The organism is Gaetbulibacter sp. S0825 (genome assembly GCF_011777505.1).
Lineage (GTDB): Bacteria > Bacteroidota > Bacteroidia > Flavobacteriales > Flavobacteriaceae > Pontimicrobium.
This window is the reverse complement of sequence record NZ_JAATJT010000001.1, coordinates 1094918-1117962: the sequence shown is the minus strand read 5'-3', so window position 1 is coordinate 1117962 and position 23045 is coordinate 1094918. Positions and strand designations below refer to the sequence as shown.

The following is a 23045-nucleotide window of genomic DNA, read 5'->3' as shown; positions in this document are numbered from 1 at the left end:
TAACTCATGCAACAGATTATAAATTTTATAATAAGAAACAAAACCTTTCTTTTGTTTTTGTTGCTGTTTTGTATATCTCTAATTTTTACGTTCCAATCACATTCTTATCACAGAAGCAAATTCATTAACTCAGCTAATTTTTTAACAGGAGGTGTTTACGAATCGGCAAATAATATTGGGGGTTACTTTGGTTTAAAAAAAGAAAATCAAATATTGCTTGAAGAAAACAATAGGCTTAAATCTGTTCTATTTAACGCTCAAACAGGTAAATTAAAGGAAGCCTTCATAGACTCTTTAAACTATAATGCCAATTATAAATACACGCCTGCTCAAGTTTATAAAAACAGTTACTCTCTAACAAATAACTACTTGACCATCAACAAAGGTCAAAAAGATAGTATTAAAGAAGAATTTGGAGTGATTACTTCAAAAGGAATCGTTGGTATCATAGACAAAGTATCTCCTAATTATGGTAGAGTTCGGTCAATTTTAAACTCAAATATTGGTGTTAACGCACAACTAAAAAAAACCAATCATTTTGGTATTTTAACTTGGAATGGAAATTCACCATATATGGTACAACTTATCGATTTACCGAAACAAGCACCTGTTGTGGTTGGAGATACCATTATTACTGGAGGGCTTTCAACTATTTTTCCTAAAGGAATCCCAATTGGAACGGTCGCATATGTTAAAACAGATGAAACCGAAAATTACTTTGAAATTGATGTTGCACTTTTTAATGACATGACTAACATAGGTCATGTATATATCATAGAAAATTTAGATGCTGCAGAAATTTCTAATCTAAACAATTTAGATGAATAACGCCACAACCACAAATATCGTTCGCTTTATAGTATTGGTTTTGGCACAGGTTTTAGTGCTTAATCATATTAACTTTTTGGGTTATATAAATCCATACTTATATATTTTATTTATCATTCTATTCCCTATAAAAAACAATAGAATGTTATTTATCTTTTTAGCTTTTTTACTAGGATTAACTGTTGATTTATTTACAGATTCAGGAGGTGTTCATGCAGCTGCAAGTGTAACGATAGCCTACATAAGACCTGTTGTTTTAAAATTTTCTTTTGGCGCTATTTACGAGCATCAAACCATAAAATTTAGTAATACAGATATTGGACAGCGATTAACCTATTTTTTAATCATTATTCTCGTACATCACTTCCTTTTATTTAGTTTAGAAATTTTTAACTTCTCAAAAATAATTTTAATCTTAAAAAAGACGTTATTCTCTAGTATCTTTACTTTAATACTTATTATTTTAATAACCGTTTTATTCAGTAGAAAAACTAAATGAGAAAACTATTACTCTTTTCTATAATTGTTTTAGTGGGAATCACTTTTATTGCAAGACTCTTCTATCTTCAAGTATATACAGGGAAAGCGTATAATATTTATGAAGACAATGCCATAAGAAAAGTATTCTATTACCCAAAACGAGGGTATGTGTACGACCGAAATGGCGAGTTATTGGTTGCCAACCAACCATCGTACGATGTGATGATAATTCCAAGAGAAGTTGAACCTTTAGACACCTTGGAGTTTTGTTCTTTATTAAAAATTAGTAAAGACGATTTTAAAAAGAAATTTAGTAGAGCAAATAATTATTCTCCTCGATTACCATCGCCTTTTGTGCCACAGTTATCTAAAAAAGATTATGCTGTTCTTCAAGAGAAAATGTGGAAATACAAAGGGTTTTATATTCAAAAACGTTCGTTAAGAGATTACCAAACCACTATTGGTGCTAATGTATTAGGGTTTATTGCCGAAGCCAACCAAGGTGAAATTGAAGCTGATGGTTTTTACCAAATGGGTGATCTTATTGGAAAACAAGGTATAGAAAAATCTTATGAGAACGAATTAAGAGGTGTTAAAGGCGTTAAGTTTATTCAAAAAAACCGATTTAATAGAGACATAGGTCCTTTTGATGATGGCAAACAAGACACAATTCCTACACCTGGAAAAGATATTATAGTGTCAATTGATGCCAAATTGCAGGCCTATGGAGAAATGCTCATGCAAAACAAAGTTGGTGGTATTGTTGCTATAGAACCTAGTAGTGGTGAAATTTTAAGCTTGGTATCTGCACCTTCATACAATCCAAATTTAATGGTTGGTCGAGAACGCTCCGACAATTACATAAAGCTACGTAATGACTCTATCCATTTACCTTTAATTGACAAAGGTTTGTTACGAATGCACGAACCTGGATCACCATTTAAGGCACTTGTTGCACTGGCTGCGTTGCAAGAAGGCGTTGTAGATGAAAATTTTTCGGTGAGGTGTTCTGGTGCTTATAATTATGGTGGTAGGCGACCAATGGGTTGTCATTGTGGTACAGGAACTAGAAATATATTTGATGGCATTTCAGAATCTTGTAACTCTTATTTTGCAACATTATATAGAAGAACCATCGATAAATATGATGACGCCTCCCATGCTATGGATGTTTGGAGCAGTCATATTAAAAGTTTTGGATTGGGTGATTATCTAGGATATGATCTATCAATTGGAAAAAAAGGAAATATCCCAGATGGTACTTATTATGATAAAATGTACCCAGATTTTAGATGGCGTGCAACCACCAATATTTCTAACTCCATTGGTCAAGGAGAAGTACTAGTAACTCCAATACAATTAGCTAACATGATGGCTGCCATTGCCAATAGAGGGCACTATTATACACCGCATATTATCAAGTCCATTGAAGGACAACCTATTGACAGTACTTACACTAAAGAACATCATACCTCAATTGATAAGCAGCATTTTGAGCCAGTAATCCAAGGGCTATTTGATGTTTACAACAAACCTGGAGGAACTGCATATTTTTTACAAGTTCCAGATATTGAAATTTGTGGTAAAACTGGTACAGCTGAAAATTTTACAGTTATTGATGGCGTTAAAACACAATTAACAGACCATTCCATATTTGTAGCGTTTGCACCAAAGGAAAACCCAAAAATTGCCATTGCTGTGTTAGTTGAAAACGGTTACTTTGGAGCTCGTTTTGCTGGAAGAATTGCCAGTTTGATGATTGAAAAATACATTAAAGGCGACATTACACGAACCGATTTAGAAAAATGGGTCATGGATTACACGTTAGAACATGAATATGAAAAACCTACTTCTGGGAAACCATTTAGAATAAATGCCAATTCAGGATTAATGACCGTTGAACAATATGAACGTTTAAAGAAAATCGAAAACGAGCAAACTCAAACAGATTTACAATGAGTTTAAACAGGACTCGAAATTTTAAATTCGATTGGATAACCATAGTACTATTCTTACTATTGGTTGGTTTTGGTTGGCTTAATATTGTTTCTGCATCGTCTTCTGGTGAAATAACTTCCTATTTTGATATGAGTCAGCCCTATGGGAAGCAGTCGGTTTTTATTCTATTCACTTTTGTCCTTATCATTTTAGTTTTATCTATTGAAGCTAAGTTTTATGAACGTTTTGCAAGTGTTATATACCTTGTTTCAATGCTATCTTTAATTGGTTTGTTTCTTTTTGGGAAAACAGTTAATGGTGCCACTTCATGGTATGGTATAGGTGGGTTTACATTACAACCAAGTGAGTTTGCCAAATTTGCAACTGCTTTGGCTGTTGCCAAATACATAAGTGACCTACAAACCAATATCAAAACTCTTAAGGACCAGCTTAAAACTGCTTTAATCATTTTTGTGCCTGCATTTTTAATTTTGCTTCAAAATGATGCTGGAAGTACTATTGTTTATGCAGCTTTCTTTTTTGTGTTTTATCGTGAAGGAATTCCACAAATATATTTACTATTACTCTTAAGTATTATTTTACTATCAGTCTCAGCATTAAAATTTTCGGTATTAATAACTTCAATTATAGTTACTGTTTTAATTTTTGTACATCACTTTTTTCTAAAGAAGAAAAAAGGGAGTATCCTTCAACCCATATTTATTACGCTAGCTTGTATTGTTTTTAGTTTTGGCGTTTACTTTTTCTACAGCAATATTCTACAGCCTCACCAACAAGATAGAATTAGTCTTTGGCTACGCTTAGAAAAAGACCCAGTGAAATTAGAACAGATGAAACGTACCATTTTATATAATTTAAATGAATCTGAAAAAGCGATAAGCTCTGGTGGAGTTACTGGAAAAGGATTTATGGAAGGCACACGTACCATTGGTAAATTTGTACCAGAACAGCACACAGATTATATTTTTAGTACTGTTGGTGAAGAATGGGGTTTTTTAGGAAGTAGTTTTGTAGTAATCTTGTTTGTATTACTTCTTATTAGAATTTTACATCTTGCTGAGTTACAAAAATCACAATTTAGTCGCATCTATGGCTATAGTGTTGCCTCAATATTATTTCTTCATTTTATGATTAACATTGGAATGGTTATGGGATTAATTCCAACCATTGGTATCCCATTGCCTTTCTTTAGTTATGGAGGCTCAGGACTTTGGGGCTTTACCTTACTGCTATTTGTATTTGTGAAGTTAGACTCAAACCGAATTAACGAATGGTAATTAGGCAGCCATTTCTTTTAATGCTGCTACAAAAACATCTAACTCTTCAATTGTTGTGAACACATTAGGAGTTATTCTACAGCCTCGAACTACCTTTCCATTTATTCCTACGGTAAAAATTTTATATTCATCCATTAATCTTTTAGCTAAATCCGTTGGAATGATGCCTTCAATTCCCACATTGGCAATTCCACAGGCTCTATGAGATTCTTTTGGAGTATTAAGAATAATCTTTGGTAAATCTCTCACTTGTTTTGTCCAATATTCTTGAAGATATCTTAATCTAGCTTCCTTTCTAGCACCACCTAACATATTGTAATAGTCAATAGCATCTTCTATTGATAGATCATGATACACAGGATTCGTTCCTGTATGATTTAACTTTGCAATATTTCCAGACTCTTTTGTATGCGAGGCAAAAATTGGCCATGTAGTATCTATATGTTCGTCAGCAACATATAATAATCCTGTTCCTAACGGAACAGCTAGCCATTTATGCAAACTAGAACCATAATAATCACATTCCAATTCTTTAATATCAAACTCGAAATGACCAACACAATGTGCTCCATCAACCATTACTTTTACACCTTTGCTGTGTGCCATTTGGCAAATCTTTTTAATAGGCAAAATGTGTCCAGAAATATTAATCATATGACATACCATCAATAATCTAGTTTTTGGAGTAATCGCATTAGCGTAAAGCTCTACAATTTCTTCGTCAGATTTTGGATGGTTGGGAACAGAAACAATTTTATTTACAACTCCAAAACGATTTGCTACCTGTTCAAACATCATTCTCATAGCACCATAATCTTGAATGGCAAAAACAGCTTCATCTCCAGATTTCCAATTCATTCCTTTAATCACTAAATCTAAAGACTCTGTCGTATTTCTAGTGATAACTACATTCTTAGTAGGACTTTTAATAATAGCTGCTAATTTTGCTGCCATTCGTTTTTTATCATTAACTCTTTTGGTACGCATATAATAAGACCCTTCATAATTGACCATGTTTATATGCTTATGAAGTGCCTCGAGTGTTGGCGTTGGAATGATATTATAATAACCACTCTCAAGGTTTATATAGTCTGACTTTAGTTTATAATCACTTCTTACTTTTAGCCAAAAATCTTCGTTTGAAGCAAGGTTAGTTGCTGTTGTTGACACTACTTCCTCCAAAGAAGAATGCAATACACTTCCATATAAAGGTGTCGCCAATGCAGCCAAGGATAACGTTTTAATAAAGTCTCTTTTTTTCATCGTGGTTGGTGTTTGTTTAAAGATACTTAAAAATTTCTAGCCTAAAAAAACTAGTTATTTACTAGCCAATTAGTCGTATATTTAAAGCTATGTCTTTCGAGTTTAAAAAAACGTCATGAAAAAACATTTTCCAATAATATGTATTGTTGTTCTATCAATAACAGCTTGTAGCTTTGATGCGCTCGACAGAAAACCTTCAGACACTCCTGTTATATCTCAACCAGTGGGTGAGTTTCTTGACGATTGGACATTTAGTGTATTTTCAAAAACATCTCTTGACTTTGACGAAGCCAAATTTAGATTATGGCTTCCAGAAAACAATCATGATATAAAAGCTGTATTAGTCATATTAAGTTTTAGCAATGGCAGCTCTTTTGGCGACATAACTCTAGACGAATGGAAAACTTATGCAGAAAATGAAAAATTAGCTCTCATGGGAGTTACACTTCGAGGGGGTAACTATGTTGACCCAGAACAAGGTAGCGGCAACGCATTAATTAAAGCACTTGATACCATATCTTTTAAAAATAACTTACCAGACGTAGGCAAACTGCCTTTATTGCTGCAAGGATATTCCGCTGGAGGCGTTTATAGCTACAACTTTTCACATTTTAAACCAGAACGGGTCATTGCCTTTGTAAACATTCGAGGTGGTGGTATTGGCACAACATCTAGTACAAATAATCATATTCCAGGGTTGATGTTATTAGGCGAAAACGACGAACCTTCAAGAAACCAACGAATGACAAATGTAGTACTTTCAAAACGTGATGAAGGAGGTCTTTTTGGTTTAGCAATAGAACCAGATATGGATCATTTTGGAGGATTATTTACTTCTTGGCGATTAACAAGAGCTTTTTTATCAGCAGCTTTAGATAAAAGGTTGACTGAAGACACAAATGCACTCGTCTCTATTCCAGAAAATTCAGGATGGCTAGGAAACAATACAACTAAAGAGATATACAATTTTGATGACTATCCGAATAATACAGAAAATGCTTCTTGGCTCATTAATGAAACCTTTGCTGAAAAATGGAAAGCTTATCAGGAAGATTAAAAACTTTCTTTTTTATTAACTTAGTAGCAACTCAACCAACCCAAAATGAAACGCTTTTTATTATTACTCTCAATATTCGTATTGATTTCATCTTGCAAAAACCAATCAACTTCGGAAACTGACGAATGGATATATCTTTTCGATGGTACAACAACAGAAGGGTGGCGAGCCTATAATGGCGAATCACTTCCAGAACAATGGGTTATTAAAGATGGTGCTTTAACCTTTGATACCGAAAAGAAATTAGAATCTGAAAAACAAGGAGGTAAAGACATAATCTATGAAAAGGAAGAATTTGATAATTTTGAACTCTACCTAGAATGGAAACTACCTGCTGGTGGTAATAGTGGTGTCTTTTACCATTTAAAGGAAGGTTATAACAGTCCTCCAGAAATTTCTCCTGAATATCAACTACTTGATGACTTGGGTTGGGAAGCAATCAACAAAGCTACTTTACAAGAATGGCAAAAAACGGCTGCTGATTATGCTATGTATGTTCCAGATAATAATGTAAAAATCACCAAACCTGCTGGTGAATGGAATACCACCAGAATTATTTTTACTGAAGAATTAGTAGAACATTGGCTCAATGGAAAAAAAGTATTATCATTTGTACCTTGGTCAGACGATTGGAACGCCAGAAGATTAAAAGGAAAATGGAAAGACTACCCAAATTACGGAACTTCTAAATCTGGATTTATTGGCCTTCAAGATCATGACAGTCCATTATGGTTTAAAAACATAAAAATTAAAAAATTATAATATCTGGGCTATATAATGAAAAGAAGAAATTTTATAAAAACGACTGCTATAGCATCATCAATAGCTATTATGCCAATCCTTAATTCTTGTAAAAATATGGTTTCAGGACGCATCAGATCTGCTCACATAGGTGTCGGTGGAATGGGAATGGAAGATTTAAAAGCGATGTCTTCACATCCATCAGTAGATGTCACAGCTCTTTGCGATGTCGATTCTAATTATCTTGACGTTGCGCATAAAATGTTTCCTAATGCAAAAGTATATAAGGATTATCGTGTGATGTTAAAAGAACTCGAAAATGAAATTGATGCGGTTGTAATATCTACCCCAGATCATACACACGCTCCTGCTTCACTTATGGCTATGGAAATGAATAAAGCTGTATACTGTCAGAAACCTTTAACTCATCATGTTACAGAAGCTCGAGCCATGCAAAAAATGGCAAAAGACAGAAATCTAATAACACAAATGGGAATTCAAGTACATTCCTTTTACGATTATAAGCTAGCAACCTTATTAATCCAGTCTGGTATTATTGGTAAAGTAAGTACAGTCCACGCTTGGTCTCCTAAAAACTGGGGATTTGATGGTGCAGCTCCAGAAGGTTCTGATCCTGTTCCCAATCATTTAGATTGGAATCTTTGGCTAGGTACATCTCCAGAACGGCAATATAAAGAAGGACATTACCATCCTATGAATTGGCGAAAAGTATTAGATTATGGTTGTGGTACTTTAGGTGATATGGGCGTTCATATATTTGACACACCATACAATGCATTGGATTTGGATGTTCCTAATACCATTAAAACAGAATGCCGACAACCAACAGGATTTGGGTTTCCAGAAAAAAATGTTGTCACCTACGAATTTCCTGGAACTAAGTATACCACTGAAAATTTTAAATGGATCTGGTACGATGGTGAAGGTGCACCTACTCAGCACGAGGATTTAATGTTACCAAATAACGAAAAGTTACACGATCAAGGTGCTATGTTTATTGGAGAAAAAGGGAACTTATACCTACCACATTTTCAATTGATGCCTAAACTTATTATAGATGGGAAATTTGAAGACATGGATGTCTCAAAATTTAATTTAGAAGAACCTATTCGTGATTATGGAACTGAAGCTCCTAAACACTATCACCAGTTTGTAGATGCCTGTTTAGGTAAAGATGAATGTACAGCACCTTTCTCCTATGCCTCTCGCCTAACCGAAACCATATTACTTGGCGTCATTGCACAACGTTTCCCAAATAGAACCTTACACTGGGACAGTAAAAACGCAAAGTTTGCTGAAGAAGAAGCCAATACATTTTTAGATGCACCTTATCGTGATTTCTAAAACATGTCTTTATGTAACAAAGTAAAATAAGATGAAAAGAAAACAAACTTATAAGTTATCAAAGATTAGCAAATGATAAAGTTCTTTAGAAAAATACGCCACACTGTTTTAAAAAACAATGGCCTACTTTTAGTGTTTATTGCTTTTTTCTTACTTCTTTATTCTTGTGAAGAAAATAAATCTAAAGAAGATACAAAAGAAACCCAACCAAATATTACCTCTGTAGATGTAGCGATTATCAATGGAAATATCTTAGACGGAACTGGGAAAGAAGCTTATAAGGCGAATATCTACATTAATAGCGACACCATTTCATACATAGGAAATCTTACAAATCCTGATTTAAAAATTGGTAATACCATCGATGCAAAAGGCAAATTTGTAAGCCCAGGATTTATCGATTTACACGCTCATGGAAATCCCTTAAAAACACCTGATTTTGAAAATTTTTTAGCAATGGGTGTAACCACTATTGTGTTAGGACAAGATGGTTCTAGTACAAGAGTAACAGATTTAAAAGCCTATTTAGACGAGGTTAACAAACAAAACTTGGGTGTCAATATTATTGAATTTGTTGGTCATGGTACTTTACGAGGTCTTACTGGAATTGGCACTAAAAACAAAATTAATGCTGCTGAATTAGACAGTTTAAAAAGTCTATTACGAGAACAACTACAATACACTTACGGTCTCTCAACTGGATTGGAATATGCTCCAGGATTATATGCTGAAGAGAGTGAATTATTGGCTTTAGCTGAAGTTGTTGGCGAACAAGACAAAATGATTATGAGCCACATGCGCAATGAAGATGATGAGGCAGTCATTAAATCTATTAAAGCGTTAGCTGCTCAAGGCAAACATGCTCGTGTGCATATTGCACATTTAAAATCGGTTTATGGAAAAGGAAAAGAACGCGCTCATCAAATTTTAGACACTATTAAAGAAATTAGAAATTCAGGTGTCAAACTTACTGCCGATTTATATCCATATATGGCAAGCTATACAGGAATCTCCATTGTGTTTCCAGATTGGTCTAAAACTCCTAAACAATTTGCAATTGCCAAACGGGACAGACGCGAAGAATTGGAAACTTTCATAAAAAACAAAGTGAATTTACGTAACGGCCCAGAGGCTACATTATTGGGTTCTGCTCCTTATACAGGAAAAACTTTGGCTGAAGCTGCAAAAGAAAAAAACAAACCTTTTGAGAAGTTTTTAATAGAAGATGTTGGGCCTCAAGGCTCTTCTGGCGCTTATTTTGTAATGGATAAAGAGTTGCAAGAAACATTATTACAAGATGACCTTGTTGGTATTTGTTCTGATGGAAGTAAAACAGGACATCACCCTCGTGGTCATGGAACTTTTGCTAAAATTATTGAAACCTATGTGGTTCAAGATAGCCTATTAACATTAAAAGAGGCTGTCCAAAAAATGACAGGTTACGCTGCTGAAATTCTACACCTAAAAAATAGAGGTCTATTAAAAAAAGGCTATAAAGCTGATATTATTATTTTTAATCCAGAAAACGTCAAAGCACCTGCAAATTATGTAAATCCGCATCAACTTTCAAAAGGATTTGATAAGGTGTTAGTTAATGGAAAATTAGTTAGGGACAATGAGAATTTGGCAACTGAGTTGAGTGGTAAGGTTTTGCTACCAGATTAATTATTAATATTTTAAATTAATAACAACTAACCAATAAGCATGATAAAATTCTTTAGAAAAATACGCTACAACCTAATGGAACAAAACAAAATAGGTAAATATCTAAAATATGCTATTGGTGAAATTATTCTTGTTGTTATTGGAATATTGATTGCATTGTCAATTAACAATTGGAATGAAAAGCAGCAAGCTCAAAACAAGATGGTAAATAATTTTCAAAACTTAATTGAGGATTTGGAAAGTAATAAACTTCAGCTATCAAATCTTATTGAAAGAAGGTTAGAGGTATCAGAAGGAGCTGGTTTTTTAATTGATAACTATGAAAATCAAATCAAGATTAACGAAAATGAGTTTATTGCTTTACTCTACCCTGTTTTATCAGAAAGAAATTTTGAAATCAATAGAAACGGCATTGATAAAGTTATAGCGTCCTCTGCCTTTGAACTAGAACAAATGGAAAGCATTAGAGATCTTATCAAGTCATATTTACAGATTTCTAACACTCTAAACGTATTTGAAATAAAAGAAAACTCTGCGGTTGAAAATATGGAAATGATAACTGCTGGAAATGGATATTTTAGAACTGTTTGGAAAACATTTCGCAAAAACAGATATACAACTACGACTGAATATAATAATCCACATTTTGATTTTCTTAAAATCATGGAAAATGATGAGCTATTATATATTTTATTTCGATATGAATTAGTAACACAAACTGCAAGAAAGCATTATGATAACTTAACAAAAAAAGGTAATGAAGTCATAAAAGCAATAGACGATTATCGAAGTTCCAAATAACGAAAGCAGGTCAAAGCATATCATTAATTACTTCTTCAACTCTAACTTCTCAGCAAAATAATCGCAAAAATCCTTCATAGTCGCTGTCATTTTTTCGTCTTGTGTTGCACGATTAAAAGTATCACTCATACTCACTAAGGTTTGATGAAAAAACAATTTCATTTCATCAACAGGCATATCTTTAGTCCAAAGATCTATTCGTAACGATTCTTGATTTTTACTGTCCCAAACCGACAGCATCACAGCTTTTGCTTCTTCATTGGTAATACCTCCATCTTGTGCAGTCCAAGAGAGTTTTTCAGGAATTCTGTTATCATCCAATTCTACGTTTAACTCTATTTTAGATGTATGTGTATTTGCCATTATTTACGTGGTTTGTATTTTGCGTTATTAAAAATGTCTTCAGCAGTAGCATTTAATATCTCTTTAAGTGATGCATCGCTTTTTTCTGCATAAGCTCTTACTATTTGCCAACCTATGTACTGTCCTAATCGACCTGGAGATTCACCATCCAATTCTAAATTAAACTTTGAAAATGGTGCTGGATTAATAAATCTTGCAGGCAATTTACTATCTGTACTAAATAGCATTTCGTTTTCTACAAAATGCTGCCAAATGTTTTCTTCGTTAAGCGTTGCCCAATCTAATTGGTTTTTAGTATAGCCTATTTTTATTTCGTCAGGTGTGTCTGGTAACATTACATCTTTAAAATAGAGTGTTTTTCCAAAATATATCATTTCATCCAGAAGTGATTTTCGTTTTGGTTGGTAAATATACTTTTCAGCATAACCAAAAGCTAAATCTGGAACTATTTGGTCTTTGTCCATGTTTAACTTAATGTAATCGTATATATCGTAATAAAAATCATGACTTGCGCCTAAATAGGTGTCTAATGCAACAAGTGCTATAGAATCTGTAACAATCACTTTATTTCTATAATCAACATCATTGGTAACAGTAATAACTCTTGGCGTTCTAAACTCTTTAAAATAATATGTCATGTGTTGATAAAAACGGTACATCTCATCTTCAACATCTTTAAAATCACCATACACTTTATCTACTTCAATGTTTAGTTGTTGTTGTAAAGTGTCCTGAATTCTGTTAATCCAAACCGAATCGTTATAGCGCCTAGAAAACATAAATGGATACGCTTGCTTTAACTCTGGTAACGATGCTTCATCTGCATTAGCAAATAACCTATCAAATCTTTCAATAGTGAGGTCAACATCTACTGTAGCAATTTCTTTTTCTATTTTGGACTCGTTATCACACGAGACAAAAATAATTGCAACAAGCAAAATAATGTGGAATTTCTTCATAAGACTAAGGATAATAAACTTAAACGCCTTTAATTTTTATTAATTATTCTATTGGTTTATTTTTGTTGAGCAAAGGTACTATTCTTTACACAAAAAACCTTACCAAATGAATACCGAAAAAGTAACCCAATATATTGCGCAATGGCTAAAAGATTATGCTGAAAATGCCAGAGTAAACGGATTTGTTATTGGTATTTCCGGAGGTATCGATTCAGCGGTCACTTCTACTCTTTGTGCTGAAACAGGCCTAAAAGTTTTATGCATTGAAATGCCTATACATCAAGCTGAGAGTCACGTAAGTAGAGGACAAGAACACATTACGCAACTCAAAGAACGATACTCAAATGTATCGGATATTGAAGTTGATTTAACGCCAGTTTTTGAAGAGTTTAAAACAGAAGTATCTCTAGAAGGGAAGCAAGCTACTGTAGATATGGCTTTGGCAAACACTAGAGCTCGTTTACGAATGACAACCCTTTATTATCATGCAGGATTGCTAGGTTTATTAGTTGCTGGAACTGGAAATAAAGTTGAAGATTTTGGTGTTGGTTTTTATACCAAATATGGCGATGGTGGTGTAGACTTAAGTCCGATTGCTGATTTAGTGAAATCAGAAGTTTATAAAATTGGCGAGTATTTAAAAGTACCAAAGTCTATTATGAATGCTGCTCCAAGTGATGGTCTATTTGGTGATGCAAGAAGTGACGAAGACCAGATTGGTGCTAATTATGATGAATTAGAATGGGCTATGACAATGGATGGAGAAGGTAAAACTGCCGAAGATTTTTCAGGTCGCGAAAAAGAAGTTTTTCAAATCTTTAAACGCTATAACACAGCCAATAAACACAAAATGATTCCAATTCCAATTTGTGAAATTCCTAAAGAATTTAAGGTATAGCACAAAAAATTATTATTAAAAAACAAAAAGTTAACACTTTTTTTTGTAAATTTAGTATCTCTCCATTTTTAAATTAAACTTAATCTTAATTTGAGTTTATGTTTCCCTAATTACTAATTTTTAAAAACACTAATCATGATTAAGGTATTGGTTGCAGATCATCATCCTATCATTAGAACTGGTTTAAAAATGCTTTTCGAGAAATCTCCTGACATTCAGGTAGTAGGTAGTGTTACTACTGGAAAAGAATTATTTGATTTTGTTGGAAATCACAATGTAGACGTTGTTCTTTCTGAAATTGATTTACCAGAACTTAATGGAATTACTGCCCTAAGAACTCTAAAAAAGGAATACAGTGACGTAAAAGTTATTATGTTTAGTATTCATCCTGAAGAAATTTATGCAGTTAGTACCATAAAAGCTGGTGCTTCTGGATATTTAACTAAAACCGTAAGCACACAAACCATTAAAGATGCTATTTTAAAAGTATACAATGGTGGTATTTACATTAGTAACAATTTAGCACAACGTTTAGCTTTTGACGAACGTGGCAATAAACCAAGTAAGCTTTACAAAAAGTTATCTACACGTGAAGTTGAAGTTTTAAAACTTCTCTCTTCTGGAAGACGAAATAAAGAAATTGCTAAAGAGTTGGATATTAATGAAAAAACCGTAAGTACTTACAAAGCACGATTAATGAAAAAGCTAAATGTTACTAATTTAGTAGACCTTGTTAATCAAGCTAGACATCTAGATATTGGTTAATTACAGTACACGATTAAGCTTTCTAGAAAGTAACATCTTTAGGTTAGAGTAATTCATAACATCTTCTAAAACCGATTTAGAATTTGAAGGATTCTCTATGGTTTCCTGTTTAAAGTCACTTACTTTTTGATCTATTAAGTAGCAACGTAAACTTAAAATCGTTTCACTAACTAATTGTGCTATACTGTGAGTTTTAGACTTAGGGTAAATATTTTTACTTTCCCAATCATGCAAATTATATCGCTCATCATTCATTAAAATATGAGTGATTTCGTTGGCAATATGTGGTTCAACTTTATTTACAAAACTCTCTAAGGCAAATTCAGATTCTTGGTTTAAAGTATCAATCAACACATAGTACAATTCTCTAAAATTATCGTTAGAAAATTCCATTTCATCTTCTTGTAAGTCTAAGTATATTTTCTCAAAAACTTTGGCTTCGTGCACTACAGGTTTTAATTCCAGATCACCTTCGTCATTTTCTTTTAAAACCAAATCTTCAAACGCTTCAGTCCTGTTCCCATAAAGCAATAAAGCCTCAATTATTTTACTTTCTAATTCGTATTGAATATCTACTTTTTTGGCGGCTATTCGTGGCTTTACGACCTCAAACGCTTTTTGTTCTTTTTTAATAGATTTATTGGCTTCTTGAAGTTCTTTTTTACCAATCTGAGCTAAGGTGCTAAAAAGTACTTCTTCACTAATATCCATTATTCTAGCACATTCTTGTACGTAGATTTCTTTTTGAATACGGTCTGGGATTTTAGAAATACTCGTTACCATATCTCTAATTAGAGCAGCCTTTTTAACAGGATCGTTCTTTGCATCTTCCATGAGCAAAGATGCCTTATAAGCTATAAAATCTTTAGCATTATTTTTTAAATAATCTGCTAATTCTTCTTGTGTGTTTTGTTTTGCAAAACTGTCTGGATCTTCGCCATCTGGAAAAGTACACACCTTTACATTCATGCCTTGTTCCAGAATCAAATCTATGCCTCTTAAAGAGGCTCTAATTCCTGCTGCATCACCATCAAAAAGCACAGTAATGTTTTTTGTAAGACGATTAATTAATCGTATTTGCTCAGACGTTAAAGCTGTTCCAGATGATGATACTACATTAGTAATCCCTTTTTGATAAAACTGAATCACATCTGTATAACCTTCAACCAAATAGCAATTATCTTCTTTAGCAATGCTTTGTTTGGCATAAAAAATACCATACAAGACTTTACTCTTGTGGTAGATATCACTTTCTGGAGAGTTTAAGTATTTAGCTGCTTTTTTATTTGTGCCTAAAATACGGCCACCAAAACCCAATACACGACCAGACATACTATGTATTGGAAACAAAACACGGCCTTTAAAACGGTCAAATTGTTTTTCACCTTTAACAATGGTAAGCCCTGTTTTTTCTAAATACTCAAGCTGATATCCTTTCTTTATGGCCTCGTCTGTAAAAGCCTGCCACTCATCTAATGCATAACCAAGCTGAAACTTTTTAATAATTTCATCTGTAAACCCTCGCTCTTTAAAATAGCTTAGACCAATAGACTTACCAACATCAGTCTTGTGCATGATATTTTGAAAATACGTGTTCGCAAATTCGCTTACCAGATACATACTTTCTCGTTCGCTAGCTTCTTCCTTCTGTTCGTTGGTTTGTTCGGTTTCTTCTATTTCAATATTATACTTTTTGGCTAAGTATTTTATCGCTTCTGGATACGTGAAGTGTTCATGCTCCATTAAAAAAGATACTACAGTTCCACCTTTTCCACTTGAAAAATCTTTCCATATTTGCTTCACGGGAGATACCATAAAACTTGGTGAACGTTCTTCACTAAAAGGGCTTAATCCTTTGAAGTTACTTCCAGATTTTTTCAAATTCACAAAATCGCCAATAACCTCCTCTACACGAGCAGTTTCAAATACTTTATCTATGGTGGATTTTGATATCATTCTAAATATTAAACAAGAGTGTAAATTTAGTTAAATATTGAGAAAAATTACCGTAAAAATTCAAACAATGACTTTTGTTCTTTTTTAGATATTTTTTGGCTAATATTTTTGAAACACAAACATTAAAACTTATAAGAATATGTATAAACGTATTGTAATTTTTGAAGCTGAAGGAGGATCAGACAAATGTATGAATGGTCACAGAAGGGACACAAGACCCATTTTAAACGCTATTAAAGAAAAAGATTGGGATAGTGAAGTTGTATATTATAGAGATGAATGGAATGACCTCATATTTGATTATGTAAGCAATAAGTTTGATGGTTATATAAGTCGAATAAATCCTGGGAATTTACCAAATGGGGAGAAAGTATATTTTGAGACTCTAAGAAGACTTTCGGATGTTGGACTAGTTGGCATGCCGCATCCAGATGTAATGACTCAATTTGGAGCTAAAGATGCCTTAGTAAAATTATCTACAACCAATTTAGTTCCAAGAGATACTTATGCATATTATGACATCCAAAGTTTTAGAGATACGTTTCCAAAAAGTATTTCTTATGGTGTTCGTGTATTAAAGCAAAACAGAGGCTCTACTGGAAGCGGTATATGGCGTGTAGAGGTTATTGATGATAGAGAACACAAACATGGAGATAGTCTGCCTTTAGACACTAAATTAAAATGCACTGAAGCATTAGACAATCATGTGGAGTACCATACACTTAAAGAATTTATGGATTTTTGTGAGCAGTATATTGTTGGTGAGAATGGAATGATAGTAGATATGCGTTTTATGCCAAGAATTAAAGAAGGGGAAATTCGTATTTTAATGGTTGGAAACGAACCAATGTTTGTGGTACACAAAAAACCTGCTGAAGCTGAAAATGCATTTTCGGCTACACTATTCTCAGGTGCTCATTACACATACGACAGACCTAGAGATTGGCCAGAATTAATGAAAATGTTTAATGACTCGCTACCTATTATATCAGAAAAAATAGGTGGTATAGACATACCTCTTATCTGGACAGCTGATTTTATGCTAGATTATGATGAAAATGGCAACGACAAATATGTTTTAGGAGAGTTTAATTGCTCCTGTGTTGGGTTTACTAGTCATTTAGACATGGGAATTCAAGATCATATTGCTACTGAAGCTATAAGACGTATTGAGGAAAAGCACAAATTAAAAGCTGTAACTAATAGTCCTGTTACTGTTTAACCCATAGTAATAATTATTTAAAAGGTAGGTAAGAATAAATTCTTACCTACCTTTTTTATAAAAACAAGTAAGTAGTGATTATTAATCCATATCGAATCTCACACCTAGTGAAATATTATTCTGTTTTACGGCTTGATCATTAAATATTGGTGATAAATCGTATTTTATATACAACGCTGTATCATCAAAGGCAATGTAACCACTTAAACCATATACAAGGCTTGTAGCATTAAAGCTTTTTTTCATTTTGTCTTTTACTTTTTCTCCATCAACCGAATATTTAAGCTTTTGTCTCGTACCAATATTAAAACCTGCATAACCTCCAATACCTATTTTAAATTGGTTACGCGTGGTATATCTAAAATAATCTTCTCTATCTATACGTCTAGATGGACCAAATTCAAAATGCACAGGAAACACTAAGTTGGTAATAGATAGCTTTGATTTCTTTAACTCAGAAGGAAATTCTTCTAGCATGGTTTCATCTCCATTTTGAGTAAAGTACATATTGTCTTTTGGTTTCAAACCGTTTATTTGAAATGAGTAACCATACTTTATTCTTAAAAAGTTAGAGTTTTCAAATATTCGCGTTTTCCAAGCCCAACCTATTTCAAAAAAACGAGAACCTCCAATTTTGTATGGTGTATCATCAAAATTTTCGCCTTCAATTAAAGCATTGTTTAAACCAAAGGCTAAAACCATATCGCTTGATGTCCGCCTGTCGTATTTTCTTGGCTTATCATAACGCTTTTTTCCAAAATAGATAAAACTGTCACCTTCACCTTCTCCGCTTCCAATTCTAAATGTATAACTGTCATCATCGTCAGAAGGTTCTTTAGATACATAACCATTTCTTTTTAATAGTTCAATTTTGTTGTCAATAATGGCTATTCTGTTTTCGATGTTTAAAGCGTGCTTTTGAGCAGCTTCTTTTTTTAGGCGTTCGGCTTCAGCTTGTGTAATATCTCCTTTGCTTAAGCGTTGATTAATCGCTTCAACTTTAGATTTTAAAGCTTCTCGCTCTTCTTCTTCAATTGTTTGTTTAAGTTTAATGAGCATTTCGATGCTCTCTTCTTTAGTTGCTCGCTCTTGAGCGTTCATTAATTGCACACTAAAGCATAAAATTGAAATTAATAAGTACTTTGTAATTGTTTGCATAACTGTTCGTTTTTTATTGATTTGATTTGATGATTTTTTAATTATTTCTGTCGGCTACAACTGTTTTTACTTCGTTATATCCTGCTTTTAACATTTCGAAAACTCGTGTTCTAAACGACTGCTCTTCTATGTCTTCTTCCACACTCAGCAATAAGGCATTAGCGTCTATTGTTTTAGTGCCTTCGTTATATAACCTTTTAAAAGTAATTTCTCGTTGCGCCGCACTTAGTAAAGCGTCTATTTCGGCATCTGTCACTTCCTTAGTTTTTTGCATGTTTTGAATTTGAGCTACTACTTCATGTGCTTTTTGCTCTTCAAAGCTTAGTTTTTTAGGGACTGTTTCTTTGTTTTCTTCTTTAATATTACTGGCAACAATTGGTTCTTCGGTTTTACTTGGAATTAACTTAAGCTGCTCTTTAATTATTTTTTGTTTTAACTGAGATTTATTTGTTGTTTGTTTTTTAGGAGTTTCTGTCTTATCATTTTCAGAAGCTAAAACTTTAGTTTCATTAGAAAATATTTCTTTTTCTTTAGTAGGAATGTCCTCTTGCACCTTATTATTAATTGATTCTGAGCTTGTTTTATCTGTATCAACTATAGTTGGCTCAACAATATTTGTATTACTATTATCAAATACATTTGTTATTAATAAGATACCAACGATACTCGCTGCAATACCTAAATACCAAAAGCCTTTGTTATTCTTTTTAGATTTGTTGGCATCAAGTTTATCATTTAACTTTTGCCACGCAACAGAGCTAGGTTGTATGGTACGTTGCTCCAATTTATCTTTTAGCTGATCTTCATATTTCATTGGTGCCATGGGTAAGGTTATTAAGTTTTGCTAATTGTTGTTGTAAAAGCTGTCTTGCTTTAAATAATTGCGATTTAGAAGTGCCTTCGTTAATACCAAGCATCGTTGCTATTTCGCTATGTTTATATCCTTCAATGGCATACATTACAAATACCATTCGGTAACCTTCAGGAAGATTATCTATGAGTTGCTGAATCTCGGCAACATCAATCTCTGTTTTAATATTATTTGTTGCTGTTTCTGGAAACACCGTGTCGTCTGCACTAAACTCTAATTGCTTTTTTGAGCGTAAAAACGAAATGGCCTCGTTAACCATAATACGTCGTATCCATCCTTCAAAACTTCCATTACTGTTAAAGCTTTTCAGCTTTGTAAATACTTTAAAAAATCCATTAAGCATCACCTCTTCAGCGTGTTGTAAATCGCTTATGTAATAACGACATACGCTTAACATTTTTGGTGCATGCCATTCGTACAACACATGTTGCGCTTCTCTATTATTTCGACTCGCTTTTTTTATAAGCTGAGCTTCATTTTTATAAAGTTGAATGACTTTCAATGGATTCATTTTAATCTTCTATTTATATAGACGCAATAATGATGCAAATGGTTGTATGCGATTAAAAAATATTTTTTGAGACTGCAATTTAGACAAAGTATTGATTGTCGTAAAACATTGATTTTGTGAGAAAAAACTACTAACTTCGTTTAACGACTGATATAAAACATTGAAACGTTGCATATCATCGCATTAAACGAACCTTTCATTTTAAAAATGAGAATCCTACTTAAATTCTTGCTTCTTAGCATATTTATCTTCTCTTGTTCATCTACAAAAGACTACAGCTATTTTGATGAAAATACTATAGAAATAAGCAAGAAAGCGTTTAATAAAAAGAGGCAAACTCGAAAGTATTTACCCATTACAATAGATTCTACTACACTCAAGCTAACAACTAGAGAAAAACGAGGTACACTTAAGAATGTGTCAAAGTTTATTGAAACACTAGAAGTTGGTTTAAACACCAAATTAGACACAAGTAAACCTATTGCTATTATCTTTTATCCAGGAGAAGACGATTGCAATAATAGTGGTACAACAAATAAAGAATGGATTAAAAATTGGCACGAACAACTTGAAGATGGCTTAGAGCAGGTAGCTCAAATTAAACCTCTATATGTTTATAAAGATTCAAAAGATATAGAAGATTATTATGGTTTGCTAGATTGGAAACAGGACCCCAACCAATTTATTGAACAACTGTTTTTTAAACACCATTATCCTTGTAAAAGTTTTGTGGTTATTTCCGGTAAAGGTGATTATATAAGCTACTTTGGTGAGTTTCCTAAAGAATTTGTTTGGGAAGCTGCACAAATATTAAAGTAGACTATTTCTTCCTATCTATCACATAATTCACCATAAGTTCTAACGAATTTTTATAAGGTGAGTCTGGATAGTTTTGCAATAACTGTAAGGCTTCTTCTTGAAATTGTTTCATCTTAGTTACCGCATAGTCTAAACCTCCATTAGCTTTTACAAAAGCAATGACTTCTTTAACACGCTTGGTATCCTTATTATGATTTTTAATGGAGTTAATAAGCCAATCGCGGTCTTTTTTAGAACAATTATTCAGTACATGAATTAATGGTAAGGTCATTTTTTGCTCCTTGATATCAATTCCTGTTGGCTTGCCTATTTTAGTATTGCCATAATCAAACAAATCGTCTTTTATTTGAAATGCCATTCCTATAAGTTCTCCAAACTTGTGCATGGTATCCACTTCAGGAGAATTTGGTTTTACTGATGCTGCACCTAAGCTACAACAAGCAGCAATAAGTGTTGCTGTTTTTTGGCGAATAATTTCGTAATACACATCTTCGGTAATATCAAGTTTTCTTGCTTTTTCAATTTGTAATAATTCGCCTTCGCTCATTTCACGAACAGCTACCGAAATAATTTTAAGCAAATCAAAATCGTTATTATCTATGGATAGCAATAATCCTTTTGACAACAGATAATCGCCAATTAAAACGGCTATTTTATTTTTCCAGAGCGCATTAACAGAAAAGAATCCTCGTCGTCTATTACTATCATCTACGACATCGTCATGTACTAAGGTAGCCGTATGAATCAATTCAATAACCGAGGCACCTCTATAAGTGCGTTCGCTTACTTCGCCATTACTAACCATTTTAGAAACTAGAAACACAAACATAGGTCGCATTTGCTTCCCTTTTCTATTAACTATATAATGTGTGATTCTATTAAGTAGCGCAACTTTACTTGACATAGACAATCGGAACTTTTGCTCAAACAGTTCCATTTCATAATCTATTGGTTGTTTTATCTGCTCTACTATTTTCATTAACCTAGTTATGCTAAGATTTAGTCAAATATAATCAAGATTTATTTGCTAATTGACCACAAGCGGCATCAATATCTTTACCTCGTGAACGTCTTACAGTTACGGTAATTCTATTTCTTTCTAACATCGATACATACATATTGATGGCTTCGTTATCTGCTTGTTTAAAATCGCCATCATCAATAGGGTTATATTCAATAAGGTTTACTTTACTCGGTGCAAATTTGCAGAACTTAATCAAAGCATCTACATCTTCCTTTTTATCATTAATTCCTTGCCAAACAACATATTCGTAGGTAATTGGGTTCTTAGTTTTTGTATACCAATATTCTAATGCTTCTCGTAAATCGGCCAATGGAAATGTGGCATTAAACGGCATAATAGAGGTACGTACTGAATCCCTTGCAGAATGCAAAGACACAGCTAATTTAAACTTCACCTCATCATCTGCCATTTTTTTAATCATCTTTGGAACTCCTGAGGTGGACACCACAATACGCTTTGGAGACATCCCTAAACCTTCAGGTGACGTTATTTTATCTATCGCTTTAAGTACATTATTATAATTCATGAGAGGCTCTCCCATCCCCATAAATACAATATTTGATAGTGGCCTGTTGTGATATAATTTACTTTCTTTATCGATAGCTACTACTTGATCGTAAATTTCGTCTGGATTTAAATTTCGCATACGTTTTAAACGTGCAGTCGCACAAAATTTGCAATCTAAACTACAGCCAACTTGACTAGACACACAGGCTGTTGTTCTAGTTTTTGTTGGGATTAATACAGATTCTACAATTAAGCCATCATGCAATCGCACAGCATTTTTAATAGTACCATCACTACTTCGTTGCATACTATCGACTTTAATATGATTGATGACAAAATTATCATCAAGCATTTGTCTGGTTTGTTTTGAGATACTCGTCATATCATCAAAACTATGAGCCGATTTTTGCCAAAGCCATTCGTACACTTGATTACCTCTAAATGCCTTGTCCCCTTGATCTACAAAGAAGGATCTGAGCTCGTCTTTTGTTAATGCACGTATGTCTTTCTTAGTTTGTGTCATTGTAGAAAAAAGCCTCGAAAAACGAGGCTCATT

At 33.3% G+C, this 23045-nt stretch carries 22 protein-coding genes; 13 read left to right on the top strand and 9 right to left on the bottom strand.

Features of this window, described 5'->3' with window-relative positions; translation table 11 throughout:
- Positions 1–6 precede the first annotated feature (6 nt).
- Genes mreC through rodA form a run of 4 tightly spaced genes read left to right on the top strand, consistent with a single transcriptional unit; the run spans position 7 to position 4544 of the window.
- Positions 7–828 carry a rod shape-determining protein MreC gene (mreC, locus tag HB672_RS05080; protein ID WP_167608757.1) on the top strand — a complete coding sequence of 274 codons (822 nt, stop codon included), beginning with the start codon at positions 7–9 and terminating at the stop codon, positions 826–828.
- Positions 821–1327 carry a rod shape-determining protein MreD gene (gene mreD, locus HB672_RS05075; RefSeq protein ID WP_167608754.1) on the top strand — a complete coding sequence of 169 codons (507 nt, stop codon included), beginning with the start codon at positions 821–823 and terminating at the stop codon, positions 1325–1327. Before mreC ends, mreD begins: the two co-directional genes overlap by 8 nt.
- Positions 1324–3267: a penicillin-binding protein 2 gene (mrdA, locus tag HB672_RS05070; protein WP_167608751.1), complete on the top strand. Its 1944-nt coding sequence runs from the start codon at positions 1324–1326 to the stop codon at positions 3265–3267. The genes mreD and mrdA overlap by 4 nt, the downstream gene beginning before the upstream one ends.
- The gene (rodA, locus tag HB672_RS05065; RefSeq protein ID WP_167608748.1) at positions 3264–4544 is read left to right on the top strand and encodes a rod shape-determining protein RodA; all 1281 of its coding nucleotides are present in this window, start codon (positions 3264–3266) and stop codon (positions 4542–4544) included. Before mrdA ends, rodA begins: the two co-directional genes overlap by 4 nt.
- Here rodA and HB672_RS05060 read toward each other — a convergent pair whose 3' ends face one another.
- On the bottom strand, positions 4545–5807 hold the full coding sequence (locus HB672_RS05060) for an aminotransferase class V-fold PLP-dependent enzyme (protein ID WP_167608745.1): 1263 nt from the start codon (positions 5805–5807) through the stop codon (positions 4545–4547).
- Positions 5808–5922: 115 nt separating this feature from the next.
- On the opposite strand from HB672_RS05060, the gene HB672_RS05055 reads away from it, so the two are divergent.
- The 5 genes from HB672_RS05055 to HB672_RS05035 all read left to right on the top strand — a co-directional run bounded on the left by HB672_RS05055 (position 5923) and on the right by HB672_RS05035 (position 11436).
- Entirely contained in the window at positions 5923–6864 is a 942-nt protein-coding gene (locus HB672_RS05055; RefSeq protein ID WP_167608742.1) for a hypothetical protein, read from the top strand.
- Between the two features lie 45 nt (positions 6865–6909).
- Positions 6910–7626: a DUF1080 domain-containing protein gene (locus HB672_RS05050; RefSeq protein ID WP_167608739.1), complete on the top strand. Its 717-nt coding sequence runs from the start codon at positions 6910–6912 to the stop codon at positions 7624–7626.
- A gap of 15 nt (positions 7627–7641) precedes the next feature.
- Positions 7642–8970, top strand: a complete 1329-nt coding sequence (locus HB672_RS05045) for a Gfo/Idh/MocA family oxidoreductase (protein WP_167608736.1) — start codon at positions 7642–7644, stop codon at positions 8968–8970.
- Positions 8971–9042: 72 nt separating this feature from the next.
- Positions 9043–10635 carry an amidohydrolase family protein gene (locus HB672_RS05040; protein ID WP_167608733.1) on the top strand — a complete coding sequence of 531 codons (1593 nt, stop codon included), beginning with the start codon at positions 9043–9045 and terminating at the stop codon, positions 10633–10635.
- A gap of 39 nt (positions 10636–10674) precedes the next feature.
- On the top strand, positions 10675–11436 hold the full coding sequence (locus HB672_RS05035; protein ID WP_167605654.1) for a DUF6090 family protein: 762 nt from the start codon (positions 10675–10677) through the stop codon (positions 11434–11436).
- 27 nt (positions 11437–11463) lie between these two features.
- On the opposite strand, the gene gldC is transcribed toward HB672_RS05035, so the two are convergent.
- The gene (gldC, locus tag HB672_RS05030) at positions 11464–11799 is read right to left on the bottom strand and encodes a gliding motility protein GldC (RefSeq protein ID WP_167608731.1); all 336 of its coding nucleotides are present in this window, start codon (positions 11797–11799) and stop codon (positions 11464–11466) included.
- Entirely contained in the window at positions 11799–12758 is a 960-nt protein-coding gene (gldB, locus tag HB672_RS05025; RefSeq protein ID WP_167608728.1) for a gliding motility lipoprotein GldB, read from the bottom strand. Before gldB ends, gldC begins: the two co-directional genes overlap by 1 nt.
- 106 nt (positions 12759–12864) lie before the next feature.
- Between gldB and nadE the strand changes: the two genes are divergently transcribed.
- Both nadE and HB672_RS05015 read left to right on the top strand, forming a co-directional pair.
- On the top strand, positions 12865–13656 hold the full coding sequence (nadE, locus tag HB672_RS05020; protein ID WP_167608725.1) for an NAD(+) synthase: 792 nt from the start codon (positions 12865–12867) through the stop codon (positions 13654–13656).
- Positions 13657–13791: 135 nt separating this feature from the next.
- Positions 13792–14421 (top strand): response regulator transcription factor, encoded by a 630-nt coding sequence (locus tag HB672_RS05015; RefSeq protein ID WP_167608723.1) that lies wholly within the window; start codon positions 13792–13794, stop codon positions 14419–14421.
- Here the strand turns inward: HB672_RS05015 and dnaG are convergent, their stop codons facing one another.
- A complete protein-coding gene (gene dnaG / locus HB672_RS05010) occupies positions 14422–16377 on the bottom strand; it encodes a DNA primase (RefSeq protein WP_167608720.1) in 1956 nt (651 codons plus the stop codon).
- Between the two features lie 139 nt (positions 16378–16516).
- Between dnaG and HB672_RS05005 the strand changes: the two genes are divergently transcribed.
- Entirely contained in the window at positions 16517–17599 is a 1083-nt protein-coding gene (locus tag HB672_RS05005; protein ID WP_167608717.1) for a Cj0069 family protein, read from the top strand.
- 81 nt (positions 17600–17680) lie between these two features.
- Here HB672_RS05005 and HB672_RS05000 read toward each other — a convergent pair whose 3' ends face one another.
- The 3 genes from HB672_RS05000 to HB672_RS04990 are packed head-to-tail and all read right to left on the bottom strand — an operon-like array spanning position 17681 to position 20130.
- The gene (locus tag HB672_RS05000; protein WP_167608714.1) at positions 17681–18757 is read right to left on the bottom strand and encodes a DUF5320 domain-containing protein; all 1077 of its coding nucleotides are present in this window, start codon (positions 18755–18757) and stop codon (positions 17681–17683) included.
- A gap of 37 nt (positions 18758–18794) precedes the next feature.
- Positions 18795–19580, bottom strand: a complete 786-nt coding sequence (locus HB672_RS04995) for a hypothetical protein (RefSeq protein ID WP_167608711.1) — start codon at positions 19578–19580, stop codon at positions 18795–18797.
- The gene (locus HB672_RS04990) at positions 19561–20130 is read right to left on the bottom strand and encodes an RNA polymerase sigma factor (protein WP_167610285.1); all 570 of its coding nucleotides are present in this window, start codon (positions 20128–20130) and stop codon (positions 19561–19563) included. Before HB672_RS04990 ends, HB672_RS04995 begins: the two co-directional genes overlap by 20 nt.
- Before the next feature lie 216 nt (positions 20131–20346).
- Here HB672_RS04990 and HB672_RS04985 point away from each other — a divergent pair, with 216 nt between their 5' ends.
- The gene (locus HB672_RS04985; protein ID WP_167608708.1) at positions 20347–20958 is read left to right on the top strand and encodes a hypothetical protein; all 612 of its coding nucleotides are present in this window, start codon (positions 20347–20349) and stop codon (positions 20956–20958) included.
- A 1-nt stretch (position 20959) separates the two neighbouring features.
- On the opposite strand, the gene HB672_RS04980 is transcribed toward HB672_RS04985, so the two are convergent.
- Both HB672_RS04980 and rlmN read right to left on the bottom strand, forming a co-directional pair.
- Positions 20960–21937 carry a polyprenyl synthetase family protein gene (locus tag HB672_RS04980; RefSeq protein WP_167608706.1) on the bottom strand — a complete coding sequence of 326 codons (978 nt, stop codon included), beginning with the start codon at positions 21935–21937 and terminating at the stop codon, positions 20960–20962.
- Between the two features lie 34 nt (positions 21938–21971).
- Positions 21972–23012, bottom strand: coding sequence for a 23S rRNA (adenine(2503)-C(2))-methyltransferase RlmN (rlmN, locus tag HB672_RS04975; RefSeq protein ID WP_167608703.1), 1041 nt, complete (start codon positions 23010–23012; stop codon positions 21972–21974).
- Between the last annotated feature and the right edge of the window lie 33 nt (positions 23013–23045).

Coding starts and splice junctions, on each gene's coding strand:
- mrdA (WP_167608751.1), top strand. CDS start 1,324: ATGAGAAAACTATTACTCTTTTCTATAATTGTTTTAGTGGGAATCACT.
- HB672_RS05050 (WP_167608739.1), top strand. CDS start 6,910: ATGAAACGCTTTTTATTATTACTCTCAATATTCGTATTGATTTCATCT.
- HB672_RS05040 (WP_167608733.1), top strand. CDS start 9,043: ATGATAAAGTTCTTTAGAAAAATACGCCACACTGTTTTAAAAAACAAT.
- gldC (WP_167608731.1), bottom strand. CDS start 11,799: ATGGCAAATACACATACATCTAAAATAGAGTTAAACGTAGAATTGGAT.
- HB672_RS04985 (WP_167608708.1), top strand. CDS start 20,347: ATGAGAATCCTACTTAAATTCTTGCTTCTTAGCATATTTATCTTCTCT.
- HB672_RS05000 (WP_167608714.1), bottom strand. CDS start 18,757: ATGCAAACAATTACAAAGTACTTATTAATTTCAATTTTATGCTTTAGT.
- gldB (WP_167608728.1), bottom strand. CDS start 12,758: ATGAAGAAATTCCACATTATTTTGCTTGTTGCAATTATTTTTGTCTCG.
- HB672_RS05045 (WP_167608736.1), top strand. CDS start 7,642: ATGAAAAGAAGAAATTTTATAAAAACGACTGCTATAGCATCATCAATA.
- HB672_RS05055 (WP_167608742.1), top strand. CDS start 5,923: ATGAAAAAACATTTTCCAATAATATGTATTGTTGTTCTATCAATAACA.
- HB672_RS04980 (WP_167608706.1), bottom strand. CDS start 21,937: ATGAAAATAGTAGAGCAGATAAAACAACCAATAGATTATGAAATGGAA.
- HB672_RS05035 (WP_167605654.1), top strand. CDS start 10,675: ATGATAAAATTCTTTAGAAAAATACGCTACAACCTAATGGAACAAAAC.
- mreD (WP_167608754.1), top strand. CDS start 821: ATGAATAACGCCACAACCACAAATATCGTTCGCTTTATAGTATTGGTT.
- nadE (WP_167608725.1), top strand. CDS start 12,865: ATGAATACCGAAAAAGTAACCCAATATATTGCGCAATGGCTAAAAGAT.
- HB672_RS04995 (WP_167608711.1), bottom strand. CDS start 19,580: ATGGCACCAATGAAATATGAAGATCAGCTAAAAGATAAATTGGAGCAA.
- HB672_RS05060 (WP_167608745.1), bottom strand. CDS start 5,807: ATGAAAAAAAGAGACTTTATTAAAACGTTATCCTTGGCTGCATTGGCG.
- rlmN (WP_167608703.1), bottom strand. CDS start 23,012: ATGACACAAACTAAGAAAGACATACGTGCATTAACAAAAGACGAGCTC.
- rodA (WP_167608748.1), top strand. CDS start 3,264: ATGAGTTTAAACAGGACTCGAAATTTTAAATTCGATTGGATAACCATA.
- HB672_RS05005 (WP_167608717.1), top strand. CDS start 16,517: ATGTATAAACGTATTGTAATTTTTGAAGCTGAAGGAGGATCAGACAAA.
- mreC (WP_167608757.1), top strand. CDS start 7: ATGCAACAGATTATAAATTTTATAATAAGAAACAAAACCTTTCTTTTG.
- dnaG (WP_167608720.1), bottom strand. CDS start 16,377: ATGATATCAAAATCCACCATAGATAAAGTATTTGAAACTGCTCGTGTA.
- HB672_RS05015 (WP_167608723.1), top strand. CDS start 13,792: ATGATTAAGGTATTGGTTGCAGATCATCATCCTATCATTAGAACTGGT.